Consider the following 25,068-nt stretch of genomic DNA (forward strand, 5'->3'; position numbering starts at 1 on the left):
TCGCTCACGCGATGGCCTCCGGCGGGAGGATGGTGGCGGCACGCTTGGCGCGGCGCCGATCGAACAGCATCGACAGCGCTGCGGCGGCGAAGAACAGGACGACGAGCATGCCCGCGAGCATCAGCATGCTCACCACGTCCGCGGCGGGCGTCGCGAGAGCGGAGAACACGATCGCGATCAGGACGGCGACGCGCCAGCCCTTGAGGATCGCCTTGCCGCTCATGACGCCGGCGAGGTTCAGCGCCACCAGGAACACCGGCAGGACGAACGACACCCCCACGACGATCAGCAGCTTGAAGACGAAGTCGTAGTAGTAGCCGGCCTCGAAGAAGGAGGCGCCGCCGTCGGGCACGAAGCCGGCCATCAGCTCGACGATGTGCGGCATGACCAGCAGGCCCACGTAGCAGCCGGCGAAGAACAGCGGAACGGCAGCGCCGATGAAGCCGATCGTGTACTTGATCTCCTTGCGCGTGAGTCCGGGCATGATGAACGCCCAGATCTGCCAGAGCCAGATCGGCGCGGAGATCAGGATGCCGATCGCGAACGACATGCGCAGTCTCAGGTCGAAAGCGCCGGTCACCGTGCTGAACATCAGCTCGACCTTCGCGGTCTCGCCCTCCGTGGCCGCGATCTGGCGAAGCGGCTCGGTGATGAGGTAGATGACCGCGTCGGTGATGAAGAACGCGACGATCATCCCCACGACCAACGCGAGCGCAGCGAACATGAGTCGCTTGCGAAGCTCGACCAGATGCTGGCCGAGCGACATCCGCTTGTCGCGCTTGGGCTCGCCGGGATCGGCGACGCGCGGCGGTCCTACCGTGGCCACGCGCGCGTCAGGACTTGGTATCAGCAGCCCTGCTCGCGTCGGCGCTGGTCGCGGTGACCGATGCTTCGCTTGCGGGGGTTGCGACCGATTCCGTCTTGCCCTCGGTCGTGTCCTCGTCCTTCATGGCCTTCATCTCGCCCTTGAAGACGCGAGCAGACTGGCCCATGCTCTTCGCGAGCGCGGGGAGCTTCGCGGCACCGAACAGCAGGAGGATGACCGCGAGGATGATCAGGAAATGCCATCCTGTGAGACCTTGAAACATGTCGGGCCCTTCCCGTTCGTCATACAAGTGTATCCCGCGCACGGCCCGATAGCTGCCCGGCCGGGGATCGTCACGTCATCTCAACGGTACTGCACGAGGCCGGCCTCGGCCCACGCCGCCGCAGCAGCCCGCGCGGACTCCGGCTCGAGGATCTCCACCGCACCGGCCCGTCGGGCCGCAAGGCGCCGGAGGCTGTTCTCGTCTGCGATGCGCATCGTCGCGGTCGAGACCCCACCGGTCGTCTCCACGAGCGCGCGGTCGAGATACTCCCCCAGCAACGGAGCGACCGATGCCGGGAACCGGATGCGGGCGACGATGTCGCCGCCGCCGGTCTCGAACCATGCCGGGACCGGGTCCTGACCGTGTTCGATCGGGATGTCGGTCAGTTCGATGTCGCTCACGCGGTCCAGGTGGAACGTGCGCATCGCCTCGCGGAGATGGCACCAGCCCTGCAGGTACCACTCGCCCGTCGCGATGAGCACTTTCACCGGGTCGACGGTGCGCGTCGTGGGGGCGGCGTCCGGAGCCTTGTACGTGAAGGACACCGCGACTCCGCGTTGCAGCGCCTCGGCGACCGCATCGCGCACGGCGTCGACCGGCCCGGGCGCGAGGATGACGTCGGCGGGGGCGCTGGACGCGCCGCGCGCGAGCTTGGCGAGAAGGCCGGCGAACAGCTCCGTGTCGCCGACGCCGGGGATGGCACGGGCCATCTGGAGCCCGGTCAGCAGCGCCGCGGCCTCCCGGGCGGTGAGCTTCGGAGCGCGCTCGAGGGCGACCGAGTTGGTGATCACGACGATGTCGCGCTCATCCAGGAGGTCCCAGTCGATGTCGAACAGGTCGTTGGCCATCTGCCAGTAGCCGCCGTCGCCGGGGAGCCCGATGACGGTGAGCGTCTCCACCATCGCTCGCATCTGATCGGAGGTGACGTCGAATTCGTCGGCCGCCTCGGCGATCGACACCTCCCCCTTGCCGATGAGGTACGGCACGAGCTGCAGCATGAGCGCGGCGCGATCGGTCGCCACGAGGGGCTTGCGGGCTTTCATGCGGATCCTCCATGAGCGGCGCGCGCGGCTTCGAGGCGCGCGATGACCTGGGTGCGCAGTTCGACGGGCTCCACGACCCGCACCTCCGGACCGTAGGAGGCGAGCTCGTCGGCGAACACGTGCACATCGACGAAGGGCACGCGGATGCCCTGATCTGCGGGCAGGGCACGCCGGCTGAGGCGGAGCGCGGCCTCGGTGCCCGGTGTCACCTCCAGCAGCGCGTGGCTGCGCTCGGCGACGGCCGTCAGCCCCGCCAGAGCCCTCTCCCCCGCTCCGTCTCGCAATGCGGCATCGAAGTTCTCGCGGGTGATCTCGACGTCGTCCACCACACGCTGGAGCAGGAACGTCCGCTCCGCACCCACTCCCAGATCGACGCCGAAGACGTGCCAGCGACCCTCGTACTCCACCAGGGCGAGAGGCTGCACGCGCCGCGTCCGCGGAGCTCGCTCGCCGGGTTTGAGGTAGCCGAACGTCACGACGCGCGAGAGCTCGATCGCCTGCTGCAGCGCGGCGAAAGCGGGGTCGCGCAGGCTGATCCGCGGCGAGTAGCCGATGATGGGCTCGTCCACGGTCATGCCGAGTGCGCGGATCTTGCGCAGCCCGCTGCGTGCCTGATCCGACATCGAGCTCTCGCTCCACACACCGCCCGCGAGGTTGAGCAGTGCCAGCTCGGCGGAGGTGAACACGATGTCCTCGGGAAGCTCGTACTCCGCGGTGGGGATGCGGTAGCGGGCCTCGCGCAGATCGTCGGGGTCGGCCCAGTCGCCGATCGTCTCGATCGGCACGCCCAGGCGGCGCAGGCTCTCCTTGTCGCGCTCGAACATCTTCTCGAGGGCGTCCTTGGAGGCACCCGCGCCGGACTGCTCGCGATACCCCGAAACCGAGCTGAGGATCGTGTCCTTCGTCAGTCCCTGCTCGGTCGCGACCAGGGCGACGACGAGGTTGACGAGGCGCTCCTCAGGCGGGTTCTTCGCAGAAGCGTTCGCAGGCACGCCCTTCATCCTAGGCGTCGATTCGAAACCGTCGAAGTGCCCTTGACGTCCCCCGCGCGTATGTGCCGCGCGTCCGGACCGACGGCGCGGTCCCGGCTCAGCCCGCGTCGGAGGTCGCGGCAGCCTGGTCGACGCCGAGGATGTCGACGACGAACACCAACGTGGAGTCGGCCGGGATCGGGCCCTGCGCCTGGTCGCCGTATGCCTGATCGGCCGGGATGACCACGAGAACCTGCGAGCCCACCGTCTGACCCTTCAGCGCTTCGGCGAACCCCGGCAGCATCGTGTCGAGATCGACCGACTTCGGCTCGGCATCCCACGTCGTCTCGAACACGCTGCGATCCGCCCAGGTCAGCCCCGTGTAGTGCACGCGAACGGGCTGGTCGCCGGTCACCTCCTCGCCGTCTCCCTTGATGAGCGTCTGGACCACCAGCTCGCTCGGCGCAACGGCATCCGGAATGATCACCCCGGGTCGTCCGTCGGGTGCGCGCACGACACTGGGCAGCCCGTTGCCGGCGTTGAACTGCAGGGCACCCGCGGCCTGAGACAGGAAGACCTTGCGGATGTCCAGGACGGCCACGGCCGAGTCATCGGCGCCCAGCTCGAGGCTCGTCGCGGTGGATTCCTCGACGCCGCCCGGAGGCAGCGCCACGACGATGCGTGAGCCCTCAGTGGCGCAGTCCAGCACGCCGTCCAGACCGGGAAGGACCTCCATCCAGCGCGACGCCGGCGAGACGCGCGAGAGGTCGCCGTCATAGTCGGTCTTGACCAGGGTCTCGCCCGTTTCGCCGCTGGCGATGCTGATGTCCATGACGATCAGCTGGTCTTCGCTGGTGATGCGGGTCCCTTCGCCGACCGCGAGATCCTCGAACGCGGTGTCGGAGGTGCGGAACGGCGTGTAGACCTCGATGTCGGGCGCCGTGTCCGTGTCGCCCGTCACGGAGACCGCGGACAGGGCTGATGCGTCGGATCCCGCCGCCCGGTCGCACGAGCTGGAACCGGGCAGGGAGCAGCCGACGAGTCCGACGGCGAGGAGTCCGAGGACCGCGACAGAAGCGGAGATCTTGCGCACCGGAACAGTCTAGATGCGGCTCCGGCTCCCCACTGCCCCGGTGCCTACTCGACGATCCCGAGATCGGATCCCTCGGCGGAATCGTCCGGTTCCGCGCTTCGGGCGGCGGTCCGCGCTCCGTCAGCCGCCCGCTCGGCCTCACGCACGCGCTTGCGCAGGTTCTTGTCGGTGATCTGACGATCCCCCACTGCGCCGGGCGTCCACAGCTCGACGTCCTCGTCGCCGTAGCTGGACTTCGACGCGCGCCGTCGCTGCTCGGGCGCGATGGCCTCCGGCGCCAGACGGCGCGCCCAGATCAGGAAGCCGGTGTGCGCCACCATGCGGTGGTCGGGTCGCACGGCGAGACCTTCCACGTGCCACCCTCGCACGATGGTCTCATTCGCGTCCGGCTCGGTGAACAGGCCCGTGCCGCGGATGTACTCCGCGACTCGACTCAGCTGGGTGGCCGTGGCGACGTAGCAGAGCACGACACCGCCGGGCTGCAGCGCGTCCGCGACGACGTCGATGCACTCCCACGGCGCGAGCATGTCCAGGACGACGCGATCCACGGATGCCGGTGCCACCGCGCCCGGAAGCTCCGCGACCAGGTCGCCCACCACGAGGCTCCAGTTCTCGGGCACACGCCCGAGGAACGTCTCGACGTTCGCTCGGGCGACATCGGCGAACTCGGCGCGGCGCTCGAACGAGACCAGTCGACCCTCCTGCCCGATCGCACGGATGAGCGAAAGCGCCAGGGCACCGGATCCGACCCCCGCCTCGACGACGACGCTGCCCGGGAACACATCGGCCTGGGCGATGATCTGAGCGGCATCCTTCGGGTAGACGATGGCGGCGCCACGGGGCATCGACATGACGAAGTCGCGCAGCAGCGGCCGCAGGGCGAGGTACTCGTGACCGCCGCTGTTGACGACGACGGAGCCGTCGGGTCGGCCGAGAAGCGCGGTGTGCCGCAGAACGCCGTGATGCGTGTGCAGTTCTCCGTCGGCGCGCAGGGTGATCGTGTGCATGCGGTTCTTCGGACCGGTGAGCTGCACGCGGTCGCCGATCCGGAAGGGGCCGCTCGGGCGGTCGACGGTCATGGTGTCTCTCCTCGGGTGCGGCCGTCCCTGCTGATGACGGTGCCGCGGTGAGCGGAATGGAACAGGGTGACATCCTCGGCGGTGCACCCCTCGAGCGTCGGCCACACCGCATGAGCTCCTGCGCCGGCGATCGAGACCATGAGCGGGACGCCGATCGTGGCGGCTCCCGAGGCGACCGCGGAGCGAAGCCCGTTCGGAGAGTCCTCGATCGCGACGGTCTCGGCGGGGGTGACTCCGAGCGCCGCGCAGGCCTGCAGGTAAGGATCGGGGAAGGGCTTGGGGCGGGTGGAGTCATCGCCGGCGATGATGACGTCGAACGCCTCGAAGTCGATCAGGTCGACGACGGTGGTGGCCATGCGGCGCAAGGACATCGTGACGAGGCCGGTCTGTATCCCGGCGGCACGGAGGTCCGCGAGCAGCTCTTTCGCGCCCGGCCGAAACGGGACGCCCTTGGTGGAGAGCTGACGCATGACGTCATCGGTCAGGTGATCGACGATGTCGTGGATCCCCATGCGCACGCCGGCGTCCTGGAAGATCCGGGCCGAGTCCTCCAGTCCGAGGCCGACCAGCCGCAGCGCCTGTTCGTGCGACCACGTGCCGCCGAAGCTCTCCACGAGCGGGGTCTCGGCCGCCATCCAGTACGGCTCGGTGTCCACGAGCGTCCCGTCCATGTCCCACAGGACCGCTTTCAGAGTGCTCGGGTTCACCGTCTCATGCTAGTCAGCGCCGGCCGATCGCCCTCGCGGGCAGCCCGCGTCGGGGCTCGCCGCGCGCGGACCCGCCCGCGATCGAGGTGCGGAGCCTATTCTGGATGGACCCTGTTCCGGCTCGACGCCGGGGGGCCGAGGAGGTCGTGTGGACGGACTGGGACGCAAGGTGCTCGTGGCCGCCTTCGACGGCTGGAACGACGCGGGCGAGGCGGCATCGGCGGCCGTGGCGCACCTGCGCGACAGCGGCGCCTACGAGCCTGTGTTCTCCGTGGACCCCGAACTGTACTTCGACTACCAGTACACGCGACCGCAGGTCGCGATCGACGGCGAGGGCAGGCGCGTCCTGACCTGGCCGGAGGCCACGATCCTCAAGCCGGTCAAGCCCACTCGCTCGACGCAGCTGTGGCTGCTGACCGGCGTGGAGCCGGCGCGAGCGTGGCAGGCCTTCGCCGGAGAGTTCGTCGACGTCGCGCTGCGCGAGGACATCACCGGATTCGTCGCACTGGGATCGATGATGTCCGATGTGCCGCACACCCGGCCGATCTCGGTGTTCGCCGGCAGTGACAGCGACCAGATCCGCACCTCGCTCGACCTCGAGCGCAGCACCTACGAGGGACCGGTGGGAATCCTCAGCGTGCTCTCCCACGCGGCCGATGCCGCCGGCATCCCCTCGGCGAGCCTGTGGGCGAGCGTCCCCCACTACGTCGCCGGACACACGCCGTCGCCCAAGGCGACCCTCGCACTGCTGGACCGCCTCGAAGACCTGACCGGCGCGCCGATCCCGCGCGGGGAGCTGTCCACCGAATCGGCGGCGTGGGAGGCATCGATCGATGCCGCGGCCGCCGACGACGAGGAGATGACGGAGTACATCCAGCAGCTCGAGCGCACGCGCGACACGTGGGACTCGCCGGAAGCGTCCGGTGATGCCATCGCCCAGGAGTTCGAGAAGTACCTGCGCCGGGGCGGAAGCGGCCCGGGAGGCGGTGCGCCCGGCAGCGGCGACGGGCCCACCAAGCCCGGCCGCGACGACCCGCGCCGCTGACCCGCGTCAGTACGCGGAGATCACTCCCAGACTGAGTAGCACCAGCAGCAGGGTCCCCAGCGCCACGCGGTAGATCACGAACGGCAGGAAGCTGCGCTTGGAGATGTAGGTCATGAAGAACGCGATCACGCCGAGGGCGACGAAGAAGGCGATCACGGTGGCCACCGCCGTCTCGCCGAGAGTGAAGACACCCGGCTCGTTCCAGCTCTTGGCCAGCTGGTAGAAGCCGCTGCCGAAGACGGCGGGGATCGCCAGCAGGAAGGCGTACCGAGCGGCGGCGGCGCGTTCGTAGCCCATGAAGAGCCCGGCGGTGATCGTGCCGCCCGAGCGCGAGACGCCGGGGATCAGCGCGAGCGCCTGCGCGAACCCGTAGATGATGCCGTGCGGAACGGTGAGGTCCTTGAGCTCCCGCTTCTTGGCTCCGACGTGGTCGGCGATGCCCAGCAGCACGCCGAAGAAGATCAGCATGCCGGCGATGAGCCACAGCGAGCGGAAAGTGGTCTCGATCTGGTTCTGGAAGAGCAGCCCGAGCACGACGATCGGGATGCTGCCGATGATGATGAGCCAGCCGAGCTTGGCATCGGAATCCCCCCGGGGGATCTTGCCGAACAGCGCCTGGAACCAGCGCGTCACGATGCGGACGATATCGCGCCAGAAGAACAGCACGACGGCGGCCTCGGTGCCGATCTGGGTGATCGCGGTGAAGGCCGCGCCGGGGTCCTGGGCCGCGGGCAGGAGCTCGCCGACGATGCGCAGATGGGCGCTGGAGGAGATGGGCAGGAACTCGGTGAGTCCCTGCACCAGACCGAGGATGATCGCCTCGATGAGCATGGGCGCGAGCCTTTCGTGCGGAGGTGATACGAGCGTCGTCGGTCGCGGGGGCGGTCGGTGGGGGCGGCGGAGTCAGTACGTGCGCAGCAGGTCGGTGAGGACCCGCTGTCCGAACACCAGGGCGTCGAGCGGCACACGCTCGTCGACGCCGTGGAACATGCCGGTGAAATCGAGCTCCGCCGGCAGTCTCAGCGGGGCGAACCCGAAGCCGGCGATGCCGAGCTCGGCAAGCGCCTTGTTGTCGGTGCCGCCTCCCATCAGGTACGGGATCACGGGCACACCGGGATCGGCGCGGTCCAGGGCCGCCACCATCGCGTCGACGAGGTCGCCGCCGAAGGGCACCTCGAGTCCGATGTCGCGGACCACGATCTCGATCTCGATGTCCTCGCCGACGATCCGGCGGATGTCCTCGAGCGCGGCGTCCTCCGTGCCCGGCAGCGTGCGGACGTCGATGAGCGCCTCCGCGACGTCGGGGATCACGTTGTGCTTGTAACCGGCGGTCAGACCGGTCGGGTTCGTGGTCGTCCGCAGGGTCGAGCGCAGGAACCCCTCGGCGGGGCCCGTGGCAGCGGCCAGAGCGTCGGGGTCCGCGTCGAGGTCGGACTCGCTCAGCGCGGCAAGTCCCGCCAGCATCGTCTCCGTCGTCGTTGTCAGCCGCACGGGCCACTCGGTGCGCCCGAGCGCCGCAACGGCTTCCGCCAGGCGGGTCACCGCGTTCTCGGGGTGCACCCGGCTTCCATGACCGGCACGGCCGCGCGCCCGCAGCCGGATCCAGATGAGGGCCTTCTCCCCCACCTGCAGCAGGTACGCCCGACGATCGCCGACGGCGATCGAATATCCGCCGACTTCGCTGATGGCCTCGGTCGCACCGGCGAACCATTCCGGATGCTGCTCCACGACGAGCTGGGAGCCCTCGATGCCTCCGTTCTCCTCATCGGCGAAGAACACCAGGACGAGGTCGCGTTCGGGCTGCTCACCCGCGCGCAGGATGTCGGCGACAGCGGTGAGGATCATGGCGTCCATGTCCTTCATGTCCACCGCACCCCGGCCCCACAGCATCCCGTCGCGGATCTCGCCGGCGAACGGATCGACCGACCAGTCCGCGGCCATCGCCGGGACGACATCGAGATGCCCGTGCAGCACGAGAGCCGGCTTCTCCCGGTTGCGACCGGGAACGCGGGCCATGACGTTCGTGCGCCGGGGAATCGGCTCGAAGTATTCCGGCTGCAGCCCCAGGGACTCGAGATAGGCGCCGACGTACTCGGCCGCCTCGCGTTCGCCCTCGGACCTGCCGCCGCCCCAGTTGGTGGTGTCGAAGCGGATCAGATCCCGCGCGATGCGAACGACCTCGGGCAGCTCGGAACCGGTCGGCGACATGCGCTCTAACCTACCGGCGACGATGGCGGGCTTTGGAACGGCCTCGTTACCGGTCCGAGTCGGAATGCCCTCGCGACAAAACGCAGAAGGCCCCCCGTGACCGGGGGGCCTTCTGCGTCGTGTGCGCGAGGGGGGACTTGAACCCCCACGCCCGTTAAAGGGCACTAGCACCTCAAGCTAGCGCGTCTACCTATTCCGCCACCCGCGCATGGGTGCGGTTGTCGCCAACCGAAGATCGACATTATCACGTTCGCTGCTCGCCCCGAAAACGGGCGTCACCCCAGCGAGACGCCGAACAGCCACCCCAGGACGTAGGTCACGGCGGCCGCACCGAACCCGATCGCGAGCTGGCGGAGAGCGCGCTTCAGCGGCGGAGCTCCTGACAGAAGTCCGACCATCGCGCCGGTCGCGAGCAGAGCCGCGCCCACCAGCACGAGGGCCGTGACGATCGCAGCCACCCCCGACAGGCCGAAGATCCACGGGAGCACCGGGACGACCGCTCCCGAGGCGAAGAAGAGGAAGCTCGAGATCGCGGCGTTCCAGGCGCCGCCCACGAGTTCGTGGTCGTTCGGCGGGTCCAGGGGCGCTCCGTGGGGCGTCGTTCCCTCCTGCGCCGCCGTGACGACGAGCCGTGCCCGGGCCATCGCCTCGTCGGGGCTCATCCCGCGCGTCCGGTAGACCAGCGCCAGCTCGTTGGCATCCAGGTCGAGGTCCGGCAGCGAGCTGTCCGCGTAATCGTTGGGCTCTGTGGCCGCCAGCAGCTCGCGCTGCGAGCGGACCGAGACGAACTCCCCCGCTCCCATCGACAGCGCGCCCGCGAGCAGCCCCGCGATGCCGCTGAAGAGCACGAACTGCGGCGCCACCCCCGTCGCGCCGATGCCCATCACCAGCGCAAGGTTCGAGACCAACCCGTCGTTGGCGCCGAAGACCGCCGCCCGGAACGTGCCGGACAGTCGCCGGCGCCCGCGCGCGGCGAGACCGCGCACCACCTCGTGGTGGATCTTCTCGTCGGCGGCCATCGTCGGGGTGGCGAACGGCTCGCTCTCGTACGGCGAGCGCGCTTCGGCGTTCTGAGCGAGCGCCAGGACGAAGATCGAGCCGAAGCGACGCGCCATCCAGCCCAGCAGCACCGTTCCGGCCGCGGGGCGCGGCAGTCGTCCAGGCTCACCGCCGAGCAGATTCAGCCAGTGCGCCTCGTGGCGCCCCTCGGCGTCGGCGAGCGCCAGGAGGATCGCCCGCTCCTCACCGTCTCGCCGTGCCGCGAGTTCTCGATACACCCGCGCCTCGGCCCGCTCGTCGACGAGATACTGCGCCCACCGACGTCGGTCGCGGGGGGTGGGTTCTGCGGGCGCGCTCACTGAAGCCTCCGGGGCGGGGGTGCGGGGACTCCTCCACGGTATCCAGCAGCCCGCCGAGGGCCACTCTCCAGACGCCGATTGCCAGCATTTCGGGGCTCCGAAGCAGCGCGGGAGCGACCGGGCCTACGACCGCACCCGGGAGCGCAGCACGTCGATGCGCGCCTGCAGCTGCGCGACCGTGGCGTGCGAGACCGCCGGCCCGCCGCACACGCGCCGCAATTCGGCGTGCACCATGCCGTGCGGATCACCGGTCTGCCGGGCGTAGAGGCCGACCAGGCTGTTGAGAAGCTGGCGCTGCTCCTTGAGCGTGCGGTGCAGCGCCTGCGGCGGTGCCGGCTCAGCGGCCGTGCCTCCGGTCGCGCCCTCGCGGGCCTCCCGCGCCCGCCGGTGCCTGCTCTGCCGCGCCTGGCGCTGCTGCAGCAGTTCGTGGACGTGTTCGGGCTCGAGCAGTCCCGGCAGGCCGAGGAACTCCTCCTCCTCGGGTGTGCCCGGCACGGCCAGCTCGCCGAACTCGCGCCCGTCGTACAGGACGCGGTCGAAGTGGGCCAGCGAGCCGAGCGCCTGGTAGGTGAACTCGTAGGTCAGGGCGTCGGATGCCGATTCCTCACGCTCGGCGGCATCCAGCGCATCCTCGTCGAGCGCCCACTCGTCTTCTGCCGTGCTGTCGCGATCCAGGGCATGATCGCGCTGCCGCTCCATCTCGCCCGCCAGAGCGAGCAGCTGGGGAACGTGGGGCAGGAAGATGCTCGCCGTCTCACCGCGCCTCCGGGCGCGCACGAACCGGCCGACCGCTTGCGCGAAGAACAGCGGCGTGGACGCCGAGGTCGCGTACACGCCCACCGAGAGCCGCGGGACGTCCACGCCCTCCGAGACCATCCGCACCGCGACCATCCAGCGACTCGTGCCCTTCGCGAAGGTCTCGATGCGCGAGGACGCCTCTGCCTCGTCCGAGAGGACCACGGTGGGGGCCTCGCCGGTGAGCCCCTGCAAGATCGCGGCGTACGCGCGGGCGGCGGTCTGATCCGTCGCGATCACCAGTCCCCCGGCATCCGGAACCTGCTCGCGGACCTCGCTGAGGCGGCGGTCCGCGGACCGCAGCACCGCGGGGATCCACTCCCCCTCCGGGTCGAGCGCGGTCCGCCAGGCCTGCGCCGTGATGTCCTTCGTGTTGTCCTGGCCGAGCTGGGCCTCCATCTCGTCGCCCGTGCGCGTGCGCCAGCGCATCTGACCGGCGTAGACCAGGAACATCACCGGCCGCACCACGCCGTCGGCGAGCGCGCGACCGTAGCCGTAGCTGTAGTCCGTGCGCGAAAGGCGGATGCCGTGCTCGTCCGGGTGGTACTCGACGAACGGGATCGGCGCCGTGTCGCTGCGGAACGGCGTTCCGGACAGCAGCAGTCGCCGCGTCGCCCGCCCGTACGCCTCCCGCAGCGCATCTCCCCAGCTGAGCGCGTCACCGCCGTGGTGGACCTCGTCGAGGATGACAAGGGTGCGGGCGTCCCCGGTCAGCCGCTGGTGGACGGCCGCCTTCACCGCGACCTGCGCGTAGGTCACCGCGACCCCGTGGTACTGCCGCGCCGGCGCGAAGTGCCGGTTGCTGAAAGCCGGGTCGAGCCTGAGGGAGACGCGCGCGGCGGCATCGGCCCACTGGGTCTTCAAATGCTCGGTGGGGGCGACCACGACGATCCGGTCGATGATGCGCCGGCGCATGAGCTCGGTGGCAAGACGCAGCGCGAACGTGGTCTTTCCGGCGCCCGGAGTCGCGGCCGTCAGGAAGTCGCGCGGGCCCGCGCCGACCCCGTCGGGACCCTCGAGGCTGAAGTAGCGGTCCAGCGCCTCGGCCTGCCAGGCCCGCAGGCGGTCCGCGGTGCCCCAGGGAGCACGCTGCGGGTACGTCGGCGAGAGGTGCTCCGCTGCGAAGCTGCCCAGATGGGGTCCCGGCGCTTCGAGGAGGGCGTCCTCTTCCATGCACCCTCCCTCATCCCCGGCTCGGCGCCCGGCATCGAGCACAACGAGTGACCACGATAGACGAGCCGGGCGACATCGCCTTCGTCGGCGGGTGTCGGCACGCGCGATAGCCTCGTATCGATCACGAACCGAGGAAGAACGATGCCCACGAGCGACGATCAGACTGTTCCGACCACCAATGTCGGCCCGCACCCCTGGCGGCGCTTCGTCGCGCTCGGAGACTCGTTCACCGAGGGCATCGGCGATCCCGAGCCCGCCTCCCCCGATGGTCATCGGGGCTGGGCCGACCGGGTCGCCGAGGTGCTGTCGCGGCAGGTGGACGATTTCGCGTACGCGAACCTCGCCGTGCGCGGCAAGCTCATCGCGCAGATCGTCGAGGGCCAGGTGGATGCCGCGCTGGAGCTCGAGCCCGACCTGATCACCTTCTCCGCCGGAGGCAACGACGTGATCCGGCCCGGCACCGATCCGGACGAGATCGCCGCGCAGTTCGAGGACGCCGTCGTCCGTCTGAGCCGTGACGGTGCGACCATCGTCGTGTTCACCGCGATCGACACCAACTTCACGCCCGTGTTCCGGCGCTTCCGCGGCAAGGCAGCGATCTACAACGAGAACATCCGCGCGATCGCCGACCGGTACGACTGCATCGTCGCCGATCAGTGGGGATTGAAGGAGGTGCAGGATCCCCGGTTCTTCGACCCCGATCGACTGCACTACAACCCGCTCGGGCACCACGAGGTCGCGCGCATGGTGCTGCGCGCGCTCAACGTCCCCAACGACCTGCAGCCGATGCAGCCCGATCCCCTGCCCGTCCGCACGTGGCGCGCCGCGCGCACCGAGGACTTCGTCTGGGCTCGGACGCACTTCGTCCCGTGGGTGCTCCGGCGGGTGCGCCACCAGTCCTCGGGCGATCAGATCACGGCCAAGCGCCCCGCCCCGACGCCGATCACGACACTCGCACCGGGCCGGGAGTCCTCGGATTCCCCGGACGAACCGGCCTGAGCGGACTAGTCCGGAACCCGCAGGGCCCAGAGTGCGACGGCCGCGGCGGCGGCGACGTTGAGCGAGTCGACACCGCCCGCCATCGGAATCGTCACGACGCTGTCGGCCGCCTGCATCGCCCGACGGCTCAAGCCGTCTCCCTCGGCTCCGAGGAGCATCGCGACGCGATCGGGCCGATCGGCGACGAATTCGTCCAGGCCGACGGCGCCGTCTGCGAGCGCCAGAGCCGCGATGTGGAACCCGAGGTCGCCGAGCAGTGCACGCGCCTCACGCCATTCGGGCAGGCGGGTCCACGGGATCTGGAAGACGGTGCCCATGCTGACGCGGACACTGCGGCGGTACAGCGGGTCGGCGCAGCGCGGCGAGATCAGCACCGCGTCGGCGCCGAGGGCCGCCGCGCTGCGGAAGACCGCGCCGACGTTGGTGTGATCCACGATGTCCTCGAGGATCACCACGGTGCGCGCACCCGCGACGACGTCCGCGACCGACCGAGGCGCGGGCCGGTGCATCGCTGCCAGCGCACCGCGGTGGACCGCGTATCCGGTGAGAGACTCGGCCACCTCCGCCGGGACGACGTAGACGGGCGTGTCGTCGCCGGTGTCGGCGAGCAGGGCGGTGACGTCCGGGACCCACTTCGGCTGCACCAGGATCGACCGGGGCCGATGGCCGGCCGCCAGCGCGCGGCCGATCACCTTCGCCGACTCGGCGATGTACAGACCGCCGTCCGGTTCGAGCACGCGACGCAGCGCGACATCGGTGAGATCCCGGTAGTCGGCCAGCCGGGGGTCTCCGGCATCGCCGATCTCGACGATTCGCATGAACGCTCCCCCTTCGCCGCCGCGCACGGGCCGCGCGGCTCCACTCTCGCAGGTGCGCGGGCGTCCGTAACCTGCCCGTAAAGCGCGCCGCCTACACTCTGAGCACACGGTGAACTCGAGGGGGTGATCGGATGGCGACCGTCGCCGACCAGGACGCCCGCACCGCGGAGTCCATCGCCGGAGCCATCGATGCGCTCGCCGGGCGCCGACTCGCGGTCCTCACCGGCGCCGGCGTGTCGACCGATTCCGGCATCCCCGACTATCGCGGCAAGGGTGCGCCGGTGCGCACGCCCATGACCGTCGACCAGTTCCTGGCCAGCGAAGACGCGCGCCGGCGCTACTGGGTGGGCAGCCACCTGGGCTGGCAGGCCTTCGCGGCCGCATCGCCCAACCCGGGCCACGTCGCCCTGGCCACCCTCGAGGCGCGCGGCATCGCGTCGGGCGTGATCACGCAGAACGTCGACGGACTGCACGTGCGCGCCGGCAGCCGGAGGGTCGTCGAGCTTCACGGCACGATGCGCCGCGTCTTCTGCACGCACTGCGGTCAGGTGTTCGACCGACGCGACCTCGCCCGGAGGGTCGAAGCCGACAATCCGTGGATCCAGGTGCCCGAGAACGTCCCGCTCGGCCCGGACGGCGACGTTCTTCCCGAGAGCACGACCGGCTTCCGCATTCCGGCGTGCACCGTGTGCGAGGGCATGCTGAAGCCCGATGTCGTGTTCTTCGGCGAATTCATCCCCGCCGAGAAGTTCCGCGAGGCCGAGCAGCTCGTCCAGCGCAGCGACGCGCTCGTGATCGCGGGATCGTCCCTCGTCGTCAATTCCGGCATCCGTCTGATGGAACGGGCCCGACGGCGGCGTCTGCCCATCGTGATCGTCAATCGCGGCGCGACGCGCGCCGATCACCGGGCGACGGTGAAGGTGGATGCCGGCACCAGCGAGGTCCTGCAGGCGCTGGCCGACCGCCTGCCCGAGGCCGCGTGAGGCGTCGCGATCTCGAGCGTCCGCGGCGCGCATAGGCTCGACGGGTGACACTGCTGACCCTGGTCCGCCACGGCGAGACCGACTGGAACCGCGACCGGCGCATCCAGGGATCCACCGACATCCCGCTGAATGACACCGGGCGGGCGCAGGCGCGCGCGGCGGCCGCCACGCTCAGCGGTGAGATCATCGTCTCGAGCGACCTGTCCCGTGCGCGCGAGACCGCGCAGATCATCGCGGCCGAACGGGGGCTGCCCGACCCGCGCACCTATCCCGAGCTGCGCGAGCGGTCGTACGGCGAGGCCGAGGGCGTCGAGGCCGCCGACTTCCTGACTCGCTGGGGGTCGTGGCACACCGCCGAGATCCCCGGAGCCGAGCCGTGGCCGCACGTGCGCCGCCGCGCGCTCCGCGCCCTGGCACGGGTGGTGAGCGACGCCCGCCGGGCCACGGCGCCGGGCGCGGCATCCGTCATCGTCGTCACGCACGGCGCTCTCATCCGGGAGCTGCTCCGTCACGCCACCGGCGGTGAGCTGCCGCCGGACGGAGTCCGCCTGCCCAACGGCTCGGCGTACACCGTGCTGTACGAGCGTGAGCGGCTGCAGCTGCTTTCGTACGCGGAGGCGACCCCCTAGGCTCACCCCATGGCAGCTGCGGCGACGGTCGACGAGTACATCGCGGGCTTTCCGCCGGAGGTCGCCGAGCGCCTGCAGCGGGTGCGCGAGGTGATCCTGGCGAACGTGCCCGAGCCCGAGGAGAAGGTGCGCTACGCCATCGCTGCGGTCATGCTGGGCGGGCGTTACGCACTGCACTATGCGGGCTGGAAGAAGCACATCGGCGTGTACCCCGTTCCGGCGCTGGACGAGCCGCTCGAAAGCGAGATCCGGCCCTACCGCGCGGAGAAGGACTCCGTCGTGTTCCCGCACGACAGGCCGGTGCCGTACGAGCTCATCGGCGCGGTCACGCGCGCGATCGTGGCGCGTCGCGCTGCGGCTCAGTCCGGCAGCGACTGACGGCGCGCCAGGACGGCGCGGGCATGTCGCAGCACGGGCTCATCGACCATGCGGCCCTCGAACGTGAACACGCCGCCGTGGGACCGCGCCGCATCCAGGACGCCGTGCGCCCAGGCGAGGGCTGACTCCTCGGGTCGATACGCGCGACGGATGATCTCGACCTGGCTCGGGTGGATGCAGGCGGTCGCGGCGAATCCGGACGCCGCGGCGTCCGAGGCCTCGATCGCCAGCCGCCTGGTGTCCGCGATGTCCAAGTGCACCGCGTCGATCGCATCCTTGCCCCGCGCGCCGGCGGCCAGCAGCACACGAGCCCGGGCGACCCGGGCGACATCGCGATAGCGGCCGTTGGGTTTGCGACTCGAGGTGCCCCCGAGGCTCGCCACCAGATCCTCCGCTCCCCACATGAGGCCGGCGACCTGGTCGTGCGCGGCGAACTTCTCCGCATGCGCCACCCCCCGCGCCGTCTCGCACAGCGGGATGATCGAGAAACGCCGGTCGATGTTCTTGAGCTGCTTCACGCTCTCGGCCTTGGCGACCATGACGGTGCGGTAGTCGGTCTGCGACAGCGTCGCGAGGTCGGCGGCGAAGTCGTCGGTGCCGGGAGCGTTGACGCGCACGATGACACGATCCGGGTCCAGCTCGGACTCGATCACAGCACCGCGCGCAGCGACGCGCGCCGACGGTGCAACGGCGTCCTCCAGGTCGAGGATGACCGCATCGGCGCGCTCGAGCGCCTTGCCGAAGCGGTCCGGCCGGTCGGCGGGGCAGAACAGGATCGCCGGCCCGTGGCGCAGCGCACTCACGACTGCTCCCCCGTCGCGCGCGCCGACGTTCCGGGGCCGTGAGCGGCGGCATCCGCCCGCCACATCAGCGCGACCCGCGTCGCCGTCGCGACGACGGCGGCGTCCTGGTTGCGTCCGGTGTGGCGCATGGTGACGATTCCCTGTCCTGGGCGGGAGCTCGAGGGGCGCGCCTCGAGGATCTCCGTCTCGGTGTACAGCGTGTCTCCGTGGAACAGCGGCGCGGGGAAGGCGATGTCGGACAGGCCCAGCTGGGCCACCAGCGTTCCCTGCGTCAGCTGTGTGACCGATGCGCCGACCATCGTCGCGAGGGTCCACATCGAATTCATCAGACGCTGCCCGAACGGCTGCGTCGCGGAGTAGGCAGCATCCAGGTGCAGGGCCTGGGTGTTCATCGTGAGTGCCGAGAACATCACGTTGTCGGCCTCGGTGGCCGTCCGTCCCGGACGATGGAGGTAGCGCGCACCCACCTCGAATTCCTCGAAGTACAGGCCGCGCTGCACGATCTCACGCGCGTCGCTCACGCGCTCACGCTACCCGAGCGCTCACGACAGGCCCAGAGCCCGTGAGATGACCAGCAGCTGAACCTCGGTGGTGCCCTCGCCGATCTCGAGGATCTTGGAGTCGCGATAGTGACGGGCAACGGGGTACTCGTTCATGAACCCGTTGCCTCCGAAGATCTGGGTCGCATCCCGGGCGTTGTCCATCGCCGCATCGCTCGAGGTGAGCTTCGCGATCGCCGCCTCCACTTTGAAGGGCTTGCCGGCATCGCGCAGACGCGCTGCGTCATGCCATGCCAGGCGCGCGTTGTGCACGCGCAGCTGCATGCGGGCCAGCATGAACTGGATGCTCTGGCGCGTGGAGAGCTGCTCGCCGAACACCGTGCGCTTCTTGGCGTAGTCGACCGCCGCCTCGAGGCAGCCTTCCGCCGCACCCGTGGCCAAGGCGGCGATCGCGATGCGTCCCTCGTCGAGGATGTGCAGGAAGTTGGCGAAGCCGCGGCCGCGCTCACCGAGGAGGTTGGCCTCGGGCACCCGGGCGTCCTGGAAGGTGAGGGGATGCGTGTCGGACGCGTTCCAGCCGACCTTGTCGTACGGCGGCTCCACGGTGAACCCGGGCGTGCCGCTGGGCACGATGATCGTGGAGATCTCCTTGCGGCCGTCCTTCTCGCCCGTCACCGCGGTGACGGTGACGAACCGCGTGATGTCGGTGCCGGAGTTGGTGATGAACTGCTTCGAGCCGTTGAGCACCCAGTGGGAATCCTCCAGCCGGGCCGTCGTGCGGGTGGCACCGGCGTCCGAGCCCGCCTCGGGCTCGGTCAGCCCGAAGCCGGCGAGGGCGGTGCCGGCGAGAAGGTCGGGCAGCAGCTCGGCCTTCTGCGCGTCCGTACCGAAGCGGAACACGGGCATGGCGCCGAGGCTCACCCCGGCCTCGAGTGTGATCGCGACGGACTGGTCGACCCGGGCCAGGGCTTCGATCGCCAGGCAGAGGGCGAAGTAGTCGCCGCCCTGACCGCCGACGTCTTCGGGGAAGGGCAGGCCGAACAGGCCGAGCTCACCCATCTGCGCCACCACGTCCAGGGGAAGTGTGTGCGTGCGGTCGGACTCGTACGAGCGCGGGGCGACCACCTCGTCGGCGAATTCGCGCACGAGGCCGGCGAGCTGCTGCTCGTCGTCGGTGAGGTCGTGGTTGTGCATGGAGATCTCCTGTCTAATCCGTGGCGCCGTCGCCGGCGGCCTCAGTCACGCGGGCGAGCACCTGGTCTCGGCGCACTTGGTCTCCGACGGTCACGGCGATCGCCGCGACGCCGTCGTGGGGAGCGATGACGGGGTGCTCCATCTTCATCGCCTCGATCGTGACCAGCCGCTCCCCTGCCCGCACGCGTGCACCGTCAGCGACGTGGACGGCCACGACCGCACCGGGAATGGGTGCGCGCAGCTCGGGATGCGCCGCCGCTGCCGGGCCGGCGGATGCCGCCAGCCTCAGCTGCATGGCCTCGCGGCGAGTGAGGACCCGAAGCCGGTGCGTCGCGCCGTCCGCGTGCACCCAGATGGCGCCCTCGCGATCGGTCGCGACCGTCGAGGTGGCAGCATCCGTCGCGTCCACTCCCGCGAGGCGGCCCGAGCTGCCAGCCGGGACAGCGACCGAATGGATGCCGCCCGCGTCGTCCTGCAATCGCACGGCGGCCTGCTCCGAGTCTCGGCCGATGCGCCATCCCGGGAGGGACTGCCACAGGGGCGAAGAGCCGGCCGAGAGCGCAGCGTCCCGGCGGACGGCGGCTGCCGCCGCTTCGAGCGCTGCGGAGCTCGGCGCGGGATCCACGAACGGCGGAAGGCGGTCGATCAGCCCCGTGTCGAGGTCGCCGGCACGCACCGCGTCGTCGGACAGAAGCCTCCGCAGGAAGCCGATGTTCGTGTCGAGGCCCAGCACGACGGTGCCCGCCAGAGCGGCATCCAGCCGCTCCCGTGCCTGGACGCGGTCCGCGCCGTGCGCGATGACTTTCGCGATCATGGGGTCGTAGTCGGCGGTGACCGTCGAGCCGGTTGCCACCGCGGAATCGGTGCGCACGTTCTGCGCGGCGCCCCAGGCCAGGACCTCGCCGGCGGCGGGCAGGAAGCCGCGCGCCGGAGTCTCGGCGTAGACGCGCGCCTCGATGGCGTGACCGGTGAGCCGGACGTCGTCCTGCGTCACGCCGAGGCGATCGCCTGCCGCCACGCGCAGCTGCATCTCGACGAGGTCCAGGCCGGTGACGAGCTCCGTGACCGGATGCTCGACCTGCAGCCGCGTGTTCATCTCGATGAAGAAGAACTCGTCAGGCCGACCGGCGGAGACCAGGAACTCGACGGTTCCGGCGCCCTGGTAGTCGACACTGGACGCGGCGGCGCACGCGGCCGCGCCGATGCGGGCGCGCGTCACCGGGTCTACGACGGGCGAGGGCGCCTCTTCGATCACCTTCTGGTGGCGGCGCTGCAGCGTGCACTCGCGCTCGCCGAGATGGATGATCCCCCCGTGCGCGTCCGCCATCACCTGCACCTCGATGTGCCTCGGTCGCTCGATGAGCCGTTCGAGCAGCAGGGTGTCGTCGCCGAATGCCGCAGCGGCCACGCGCCGGGCCGCTGCCAGAGCCTCCGCCAGCTCGTCGGCCGCGCGCACGATCTGCATGCCCTTTCCGCCGCCGCCTGCCGAGGGCTTCACGAGCAGCGGGTAGCCGGCCCGTGCCGCGGCGTCCCCGATCTGGGCGTCGGTCATCCCGGCCGCGCTGAATCCGGGCACGACCGGCACTCCGTGTGCGGCGACGTGCTCCTTGGAGCGGATCTTGTCACCCATGACCTCGAGGGCGCGCCGACCGGGGCCGATGAACACGATGCCGGCCTCGGCGCAGGCGGCGGCGAACTCGGCGTTCTCCGACAGGAACCCGTAGCCCGGATGGATCGCCTGAGCGCCCGCGTGGCGCGCGGCCGCGAGGATCGCGGCTCCGTTCAGATAGGACAGAGCCGCTGCCGCCGGACCGATCCGGTAGGCGGCATCCGCTTCGCTCACGTGCGGCGCGTCGGCGTCGGCGTCGCTGTAGACGGCGACCGCACGGATGCCGAGGGCACGAAGGGTGCGGATCACGCGACGGGCGATCTCGCCCCGGTTGGCGACCAGGACGGTGTGGAAGCCTTCGACGGGCTGAGGGACGGATGCGGCGGACATGTCCATCACATCCGGAAGAGGCCGAAGCGCGGTTCGGGCAGCGGCGCGCGCGCCACCACGTCGAGTGCGAGCCCGAGCAGATCTCGGGTGTCCGCCGGATCGATGACGCCGTCGTCCCACAGTCGCGCGGTGGCGTAGTACGGGTTCCCCTGATCTTCGTACTGGGCGCGGATGGGCGCCTCGAATGCGGCCTGCTCGTCGGGTGACCACTCCTGTCCGCGCTTCTCGAGCTGGTCGCGCTTGACGGTGGAGAGCACCGACGCGGCCTGCGGCCCGCCCATCACGGAGATACGGCTCGCCGGCCACGTCCACAGGAAACGGGGCGAGTACGCGCGGCCGCACATCGAGTAGTTTCCTGCGCCGAACGATCCGCCGACCACGACCGTCAGCTTGGGCACCCTGGTCGTCGCGACCGCCGTGACCATTTTCGCGCCGTCCTTCGCGATGCCCCCGGCCTCGGCATCGCGCCCCACCATGAATCCGGAGATGTTCTGCAGGAACAGCAGCGGGATGCCGCGCTGATCGCACAGCTCGATGAAGTGCGCGCCCTTCTGTGCCGACTCCGAGAACAGCACGCCGTTGTTCGCGACCACACCGACCGGGTGCCCGTGGATACGGGCGAAGCCGGTGACAAGGGTCTCGCCGTAGGCGCGCTTGAACTCGTGGAACGCGCTGTCATCGACGAGCCGCGCGATGACCTCGCGGACGTCGTAGGGCTGATTCACGTCGACCGGAACCACGCCGTACAGCTCAGCCGGATCCGCCCGAGGAGCGGCCGACGCTGTCACGTCCCACGCGGGCGAGAGCGGCGGCGGGAGGGTGGCGACGATGTCGCGCACGAGCTCGAGGGCGTGCTCGTCGTCCTCCGCGAGGTGATCCACGACTCCCGAGCGTGTCGCGTGCAGCTCTCCCCCACCCAGTTCCTCGGCGCTGACGATCTCCCCGATCGCCGCCTTCACCAGCGGGGGGCCGCCGAGGAAGATCGTGCCCTGACCCCGGACGATCACCGTCTCATCGCTCATCGCCGGCACGTACGCCCCGCCGGCGGTGCACGAGCCGAGCACCGCGGCGATCTGCGGGATGCGCTCCGAGGACATGCGCGCCTGGTTGAAGAAGATGCGCCCGAAGTGGTCGCGATCGGGGAACACCTCGTCCTGCATCGGCAAGAACGCCCCGCCCGAGTCGACCAGGTAGATGCACGGCAGACGGTTCTCCAGCGCGATCTCCTGCGCCCGCAGGTGCTTCTTCACGGTGAGGGGGAAGTAGGTGCCGCCCTTGACTGTCGCGTCGTTGCACACCACCATCACGTGGCGCCCGTGGACCAGTCCGATGCCCGCGATCACTCCGGCGCCGGGCGCCTCCCCGCCGTACAGACCGTCCGCGGCGAGCGGGGCGATCTCGAGGAACGGGCTGCCCTCATCGAGCAGCCGCGTGATCCGCTCCCGCGGCAGGAGCTTGCCGCGCGCCACGTGACGCTCGCGGGATGCCGCAGGACCGCCGAGTGCCGCCTGCGCGAGACGTCGACGGAGATCCGCCGTGAGCTGGGCCTGCGCGTCGCGCGTGCGTGCGAAGGACTCGTCATGGACGACGGCGCTCGGCAGAAGCGGGCCGGATGCGGTCATCTCATCTCCATCGACGTCACGATCGGATCACGTCTGTTGTTCCCATGGGATCACCTGGTTATGGTTCACAGAGTGGTTAGGGATCACTAACTGAATGCTCAGGTTAGCGGGGATTAACTGAAATGACAAGCGGTGTCACCGAGCGCGACCGGGCCAAAGCCGATCGCCAGGCCGCCATCCTCCATGAGGCCGCGCGGCTGTTCGCCGAGCGGGGCTTCAGCGGCGTAAGCCTGGAGGAACTCGGTGCCGCGGTCGGGGTGAGCGGACCCGCCGTGTACCGCCACTTCGCCAACAAGCAGGCGCTCCTCGGGGCGATCCTCGTCCGCGTCAGCGAAAGGCTGCTCAGCGGTGGCCGGCAGGTGATCGCGGCCGACGAGACCCCCGCCGCGCGGCTGGCGGGACTCATCCGGTTCCACGTCGACTTCGCCCTCTCCGACGCGGAGGTCATCCGCGTCCAGGACCGCGACCTGGCCAGCTTGAGCGATGACGACCGTCACCGCGTCCGTCGCCTGCAGCGCGAGTATGTCGAGTTGTGGATGGCCGTGCTGGCAGAGACTCACCCCAAGAGGTCCGAGGCGGATCTGCGGGTGCGCGCGCACGCGTGCTTCGGCCTGATCAACTCCACCCCGCACAGTGTGCGCGGTGCCCGTTCAGCTCCGTCGGACAGCACCGTCCGCAGCATCCTGGAGTCGATGGCAGAAGCAGCCCTGACCGCCTGACCACGGTTGCCCGTCCCCTATGCTGGTCGCACCATGCCCAAGGATGCCCCGGGGGGCGGCGCTCACAAGGCGGAGCGTGACGCGCCCGCATCGCGCGAGGACGCTGCGGCGTCCGCCGATCCGGCACGCGACGAGGACCTGTACAGCTCGCGGCGCGACTTCCTCAAAGTGGGCGGCATCGCCGCGGCGGGGCTCGTGGTCGGGGGTGGGGTCGGCGCCGCCGCCGGCGCGTCGACCGGGCACGCCATCGGCTATCGGGAGGGTGCGCAGGACTACGGCGCGCTGAGCCCCCGCTCGGTGCCGGGCTTCGACCACGTCGTGGTGCTCATGGGTGAGAACCGGTCCTTCGACAACATGCTCGGCTGGCTCTACACGCCCGAGAACCTGCCGGCCGGGCAGACCTTCGACGGTCTGGCGTTCGGTGACTACGCGAATGCCGCCCCGACCGGCGAGCGGATCGCCGCGCACGTCTACGAGGGCGCGACGGATGTCGTCATGGGACAGCCGAACCCCGATCCCGGCGAAGAGTATCCGCACGTCAACACGCAGCTGTTCGGCACGGTGCTTCCCGCCGCGAACGCCTCCAGCCAGACCGGTGGCATGCAGGCGCCGTTCAATGCACCGGCCGGCGGCACGGATCCGACGATGGACGGGTTCGTGCACGACTACGTGAACAACATCGTGCGCAGCAGCGGCAAACAGCCCGGGATCGACGTCGTCACGCAGATCATGGGTGGCTTCTCCCCCGAGCAGCTGCCGGTGCTGTCGACCCTGGCGCGAGAGTTCGCCGTCTTCGACGCCTGGTTCGCGGGAGTGCCGTCACAGACGTATTGCAACCGCTCCTTCTTCCACGCCTCCACCTCGCACGGGTTCGTCACGAACAAGCACGGCGCGGGCTACGACAAGTGGTTGGATGCCGAGGCGGTGCCGACGATCTTCAACCGTCTCGATGACGCCGGCATCTCCTGGAAGGTCTACTTCGACGAGATGCAGCTCGTCTCGCTGACCGGAGTGCAGCACGCGCCCTCGCTCGAGAAGTACTGGCGCACCGAGCACTTCGCCCACATGTCCGAGTTCTACGAGGACGCCAAAGCGGGCACGCTGCCGGCCTACTCGTTCATCGAGCCGCGCATGGTCTACAACCACAACGACTTCCACCCCCCGTTCGGGGTGTTCCGCAGCTCGGACGTCGACGGCGAGTCGATCCTCGACTCGGCGGTCTCGGACGTGCGAGCCGGTGAGAAGCTGGTGGCGACCGTGTACGACGCCATCAAGACCAGCGCCACCGCCGACGGCTCGAACGCGATGAACACGCTGCTGCTGATCACCTTCGACGAGCACGGCGGCACGTACGATCACGTCGCCCCACCCAGCGCCACACCTCCGACGGTGGATGCCGAACCCGGCGAGATGGGCTTCACCTTCGATCGGCTCGGATGCCGCGTCCCGGCGATCGCCGTCTCGGCCTACACCCGTTCGAACACGATCATCCACGACGAGATGCACCACGGATCGGTGATCGCGACGCTCTCACGCCTCCACGGCCTGCGTCCGCTGACCCGGAGGGACGCCGGTGCGAACGACCTGTTCTCGGCGGTCAACCTGCAGCAGCCGCGCGATCCGCGCACGTGGCCGGTGGTGCACCCGATGTACGTGCCGGCCAACCCGCAGGCCGACCAGGAGATCGACCCGTCGGCGTCTCCGCACAAGGACAAGCCGCTGAGCCCGCCCGGCCGCGGGTTGCTGGGCCTGCTGCTGGCGAAGTACGGCGGCGACGGCCACGCCGAGCCCGAGACGTTCGAGCAGGCGTACACGCTGCTGCGCAAGCACGGGCTCGGACTGTTCTACCCGAAGATCGAATAAG

The 25,068-nt window shown here is 70.1% G+C and carries 24 protein-coding genes and 1 tRNA gene; 7 read left to right on the forward strand and 18 right to left on the reverse strand.

The features are described 5' to 3' along the window. Positions 1-4 precede the first annotated feature (4 nt). The 7 genes from tatC to RWQ91_RS02520 form a co-directional block, all read right to left on the reverse strand. A complete protein-coding gene (tatC, locus tag RWQ91_RS02490; protein WP_314502910.1) occupies positions 5-766 on the reverse strand; it encodes a twin-arginine translocase subunit TatC in 762 nt (253 codons plus the stop codon). Positions 767-833: 67 nt separating this feature from the next. Then, positions 834-1,088, reverse strand: a complete 255-nt coding sequence (tatA, locus tag RWQ91_RS02495; protein WP_314502441.1) for a twin-arginine translocase TatA/TatE family subunit — start codon at positions 1,086-1,088, stop codon at positions 834-836. Positions 1,089-1,168: 80 nt separating this feature from the next. Next, entirely contained in the window at positions 1,169-2,131 is a 963-nt protein-coding gene (locus RWQ91_RS02500; protein ID WP_314502442.1) for a WYL domain-containing protein, read from the reverse strand. After that, positions 2,128-3,123 carry a WYL domain-containing protein gene (locus tag RWQ91_RS02505; protein ID WP_314502443.1) on the reverse strand — a complete coding sequence of 332 codons (996 nt, stop codon included), beginning with the start codon at positions 3,121-3,123 and terminating at the stop codon, positions 2,128-2,130. The genes RWQ91_RS02500 and RWQ91_RS02505 overlap by 4 nt, the downstream gene beginning before the upstream one ends. Positions 3,124-3,220: 97 nt before the next feature. Beyond that, positions 3,221-4,195, reverse strand: a complete 975-nt coding sequence (locus tag RWQ91_RS02510) for an FKBP-type peptidyl-prolyl cis-trans isomerase (protein ID WP_314502444.1) — start codon at positions 4,193-4,195, stop codon at positions 3,221-3,223. Between the two features lie 44 nt (positions 4,196-4,239). Then, on the reverse strand, positions 4,240-5,274 hold the full coding sequence (locus RWQ91_RS02515; protein WP_314502445.1) for a tRNA (adenine-N1)-methyltransferase: 1,035 nt from the start codon (positions 5,272-5,274) through the stop codon (positions 4,240-4,242). After that, positions 5,271-5,981 carry an HAD family hydrolase gene (locus RWQ91_RS02520; protein ID WP_399545715.1) on the reverse strand — a complete coding sequence of 237 codons (711 nt, stop codon included), beginning with the start codon at positions 5,979-5,981 and terminating at the stop codon, positions 5,271-5,273. Before RWQ91_RS02520 ends, RWQ91_RS02515 begins: the two co-directional genes overlap by 4 nt. Positions 5,982-6,129: 148 nt before the next feature. On the opposite strand from RWQ91_RS02520, the gene RWQ91_RS02525 reads away from it, so the two are divergent. Then, positions 6,130-7,026 carry a PAC2 family protein gene (locus RWQ91_RS02525; protein WP_314502446.1) on the forward strand — a complete coding sequence of 299 codons (897 nt, stop codon included), beginning with the start codon at positions 6,130-6,132 and terminating at the stop codon, positions 7,024-7,026. A gap of 6 nt (positions 7,027-7,032) precedes the next feature. Here RWQ91_RS02525 and RWQ91_RS02530 read toward each other — a convergent pair whose 3' ends face one another. From RWQ91_RS02530 to RWQ91_RS02550, 5 genes are all read right to left on the reverse strand, one after another. After that, on the reverse strand, positions 7,033-7,857 hold the full coding sequence (locus tag RWQ91_RS02530) for an undecaprenyl-diphosphate phosphatase (protein WP_314502447.1): 825 nt from the start codon (positions 7,855-7,857) through the stop codon (positions 7,033-7,035). A gap of 72 nt (positions 7,858-7,929) precedes the next feature. Beyond that, complete coding sequence (locus RWQ91_RS02535) at positions 7,930-9,234, reverse strand: M20/M25/M40 family metallo-hydrolase (protein ID WP_314502448.1); 1,305 nt, start codon at positions 9,232-9,234, stop codon at positions 7,930-7,932. A 122-nt stretch (positions 9,235-9,356) separates the two neighbouring features. Further along, positions 9,357-9,442 (reverse strand) — tRNA-Leu (locus RWQ91_RS02540). A gap of 67 nt (positions 9,443-9,509) precedes the next feature. Continuing rightward, a complete protein-coding gene (locus tag RWQ91_RS02545; protein WP_314502449.1) occupies positions 9,510-10,592 on the reverse strand; it encodes a VIT1/CCC1 family protein in 1,083 nt (360 codons plus the stop codon). Positions 10,593-10,715: 123 nt separating this feature from the next. Beyond that, a complete protein-coding gene (locus RWQ91_RS02550) occupies positions 10,716-12,560 on the reverse strand; it encodes a DEAD/DEAH box helicase (RefSeq protein WP_314502450.1) in 1,845 nt (614 codons plus the stop codon). 141 nt (positions 12,561-12,701) lie between these two features. Here RWQ91_RS02550 and RWQ91_RS02555 point away from each other — a divergent pair, with 141 nt between their 5' ends. After that, positions 12,702-13,559, forward strand: a complete 858-nt coding sequence (locus RWQ91_RS02555; RefSeq protein ID WP_314502451.1) for an SGNH/GDSL hydrolase family protein — start codon at positions 12,702-12,704, stop codon at positions 13,557-13,559. A 5-nt stretch (positions 13,560-13,564) separates the two neighbouring features. Here RWQ91_RS02555 and RWQ91_RS02560 read toward each other — a convergent pair whose 3' ends face one another. Next, positions 13,565-14,377, reverse strand: coding sequence for an RNA methyltransferase (locus RWQ91_RS02560; protein ID WP_314502452.1), 813 nt, complete (start codon positions 14,375-14,377; stop codon positions 13,565-13,567). A gap of 131 nt (positions 14,378-14,508) precedes the next feature. On the opposite strand from RWQ91_RS02560, the gene RWQ91_RS02565 reads away from it, so the two are divergent. From RWQ91_RS02565 to RWQ91_RS02575, 3 genes are read left to right on the forward strand one after another with little or no spacing between them, the layout of a single operon-like run. After that, a complete protein-coding gene (locus RWQ91_RS02565) occupies positions 14,509-15,360 on the forward strand; it encodes a Sir2 family NAD-dependent protein deacetylase (RefSeq protein ID WP_314502453.1) in 852 nt (283 codons plus the stop codon). Between the two features lie 44 nt (positions 15,361-15,404). After that, positions 15,405-15,989 carry a histidine phosphatase family protein gene (locus RWQ91_RS02570; protein WP_314502454.1) on the forward strand — a complete coding sequence of 195 codons (585 nt, stop codon included), beginning with the start codon at positions 15,405-15,407 and terminating at the stop codon, positions 15,987-15,989. Between the two features lie 9 nt (positions 15,990-15,998). Next, positions 15,999-16,367 (forward strand): DUF1801 domain-containing protein, encoded by a 369-nt coding sequence (locus tag RWQ91_RS02575; RefSeq protein WP_314502455.1) that lies wholly within the window; start codon positions 15,999-16,001, stop codon positions 16,365-16,367. On the opposite strand, the gene RWQ91_RS02580 is transcribed toward RWQ91_RS02575, so the two are convergent. From RWQ91_RS02580 to RWQ91_RS02600, 5 genes are read right to left on the reverse strand one after another with little or no spacing between them, the layout of a single operon-like run. After that, positions 16,349-17,161 carry a CoA ester lyase gene (locus RWQ91_RS02580; protein WP_314502912.1) on the reverse strand — a complete coding sequence of 271 codons (813 nt, stop codon included), beginning with the start codon at positions 17,159-17,161 and terminating at the stop codon, positions 16,349-16,351. The genes RWQ91_RS02575 and RWQ91_RS02580 overlap by 19 nt on opposite strands. Positions 17,162-17,166: 5 nt before the next feature. Continuing rightward, on the reverse strand, positions 17,167-17,691 hold the full coding sequence (locus RWQ91_RS02585; RefSeq protein ID WP_314502456.1) for a MaoC family dehydratase: 525 nt from the start codon (positions 17,689-17,691) through the stop codon (positions 17,167-17,169). A 21-nt stretch (positions 17,692-17,712) separates the two neighbouring features. Beyond that, complete coding sequence (locus RWQ91_RS02590; RefSeq protein WP_314502457.1) at positions 17,713-18,864, reverse strand: acyl-CoA dehydrogenase family protein; 1,152 nt, start codon at positions 18,862-18,864, stop codon at positions 17,713-17,715. Positions 18,865-18,877: 13 nt separating this feature from the next. Continuing rightward, positions 18,878-20,863 carry a biotin carboxylase N-terminal domain-containing protein gene (locus RWQ91_RS02595; protein ID WP_314502458.1) on the reverse strand — a complete coding sequence of 662 codons (1,986 nt, stop codon included), beginning with the start codon at positions 20,861-20,863 and terminating at the stop codon, positions 18,878-18,880. 5 nt (positions 20,864-20,868) lie between these two features. Further along, a complete protein-coding gene (locus RWQ91_RS02600; protein ID WP_314502459.1) occupies positions 20,869-22,485 on the reverse strand; it encodes a carboxyl transferase domain-containing protein in 1,617 nt (538 codons plus the stop codon). A gap of 122 nt (positions 22,486-22,607) precedes the next feature. On the opposite strand from RWQ91_RS02600, the gene RWQ91_RS02605 reads away from it, so the two are divergent. Together RWQ91_RS02605 and RWQ91_RS02610 are read left to right on the forward strand one after the other, a co-directional pair. Then, positions 22,608-23,204, forward strand: coding sequence for a TetR/AcrR family transcriptional regulator (locus RWQ91_RS02605; protein WP_314502460.1), 597 nt, complete (start codon positions 22,608-22,610; stop codon positions 23,202-23,204). Positions 23,205-23,237: 33 nt separating this feature from the next. Beyond that, a complete protein-coding gene (locus RWQ91_RS02610; protein ID WP_314502461.1) occupies positions 23,238-25,067 on the forward strand; it encodes an alkaline phosphatase family protein in 1,830 nt (609 codons plus the stop codon). Position 25,068: the final 1 nt, after the last annotated feature.

Origin of the sequence: uncultured Microbacterium sp., from assembly GCF_963524805.1 — a bacterium.
Classification (GTDB): domain Bacteria; phylum Actinomycetota; class Actinomycetes; order Actinomycetales; family Microbacteriaceae; genus Microbacterium.

What these genes read in the sequence shown, in the direction of transcription:
- tatC (WP_314502910.1), bottom strand. Translation starts at nt 766, where the DNA reads ATGTCGCTCGGCCAGCATCTGGTCGAGCTTCGCAAGCGACTCATGTTC.
- tatA (WP_314502441.1), bottom strand. Translation starts at nt 1,088, where the DNA reads ATGTTTCAAGGTCTCACAGGATGGCATTTCCTGATCATCCTCGCGGTC.
- RWQ91_RS02500 (WP_314502442.1), bottom strand. Translation starts at nt 2,131, where the DNA reads ATGAAAGCCCGCAAGCCCCTCGTGGCGACCGATCGCGCCGCGCTCATG.
- RWQ91_RS02515 (WP_314502445.1), bottom strand. Translation starts at nt 5,274, where the DNA reads ATGACCGTCGACCGCCCGAGCGGCCCCTTCCGGATCGGCGACCGCGTG.
- RWQ91_RS02530 (WP_314502447.1), bottom strand. Translation starts at nt 7,857, where the DNA reads ATGCTCATCGAGGCGATCATCCTCGGTCTGGTGCAGGGACTCACCGAG.
- RWQ91_RS02535 (WP_314502448.1), bottom strand. Translation starts at nt 9,234, where the DNA reads ATGTCGCCGACCGGTTCCGAGCTGCCCGAGGTCGTTCGCATCGCGCGG.
- RWQ91_RS02550 (WP_314502450.1), bottom strand. Translation starts at nt 12,560, where the DNA reads ATGGAAGAGGACGCCCTCCTCGAAGCGCCGGGACCCCATCTGGGCAGC.
- RWQ91_RS02555 (WP_314502451.1), top strand. Translation starts at nt 12,702, where the DNA reads ATGCCCACGAGCGACGATCAGACTGTTCCGACCACCAATGTCGGCCCG.
- RWQ91_RS02560 (WP_314502452.1), bottom strand. Translation starts at nt 14,377, where the DNA reads ATGCGAATCGTCGAGATCGGCGATGCCGGAGACCCCCGGCTGGCCGAC.
- RWQ91_RS02565 (WP_314502453.1), top strand. Translation starts at nt 14,509, where the DNA reads ATGGCGACCGTCGCCGACCAGGACGCCCGCACCGCGGAGTCCATCGCC.
- RWQ91_RS02575 (WP_314502455.1), top strand. Translation starts at nt 15,999, where the DNA reads ATGGCAGCTGCGGCGACGGTCGACGAGTACATCGCGGGCTTTCCGCCG.
- RWQ91_RS02590 (WP_314502457.1), bottom strand. Translation starts at nt 18,864, where the DNA reads ATGCACAACCACGACCTCACCGACGACGAGCAGCAGCTCGCCGGCCTC.
- RWQ91_RS02595 (WP_314502458.1), bottom strand. Translation starts at nt 20,863, where the DNA reads ATGTCCGCCGCATCCGTCCCTCAGCCCGTCGAAGGCTTCCACACCGTC.
- RWQ91_RS02600 (WP_314502459.1), bottom strand. Translation starts at nt 22,485, where the DNA reads ATGACCGCATCCGGCCCGCTTCTGCCGAGCGCCGTCGTCCATGACGAG.
- RWQ91_RS02605 (WP_314502460.1), top strand. Translation starts at nt 22,608, where the DNA reads ATGACAAGCGGTGTCACCGAGCGCGACCGGGCCAAAGCCGATCGCCAG.
- RWQ91_RS02610 (WP_314502461.1), top strand. Translation starts at nt 23,238, where the DNA reads ATGCCCAAGGATGCCCCGGGGGGCGGCGCTCACAAGGCGGAGCGTGAC.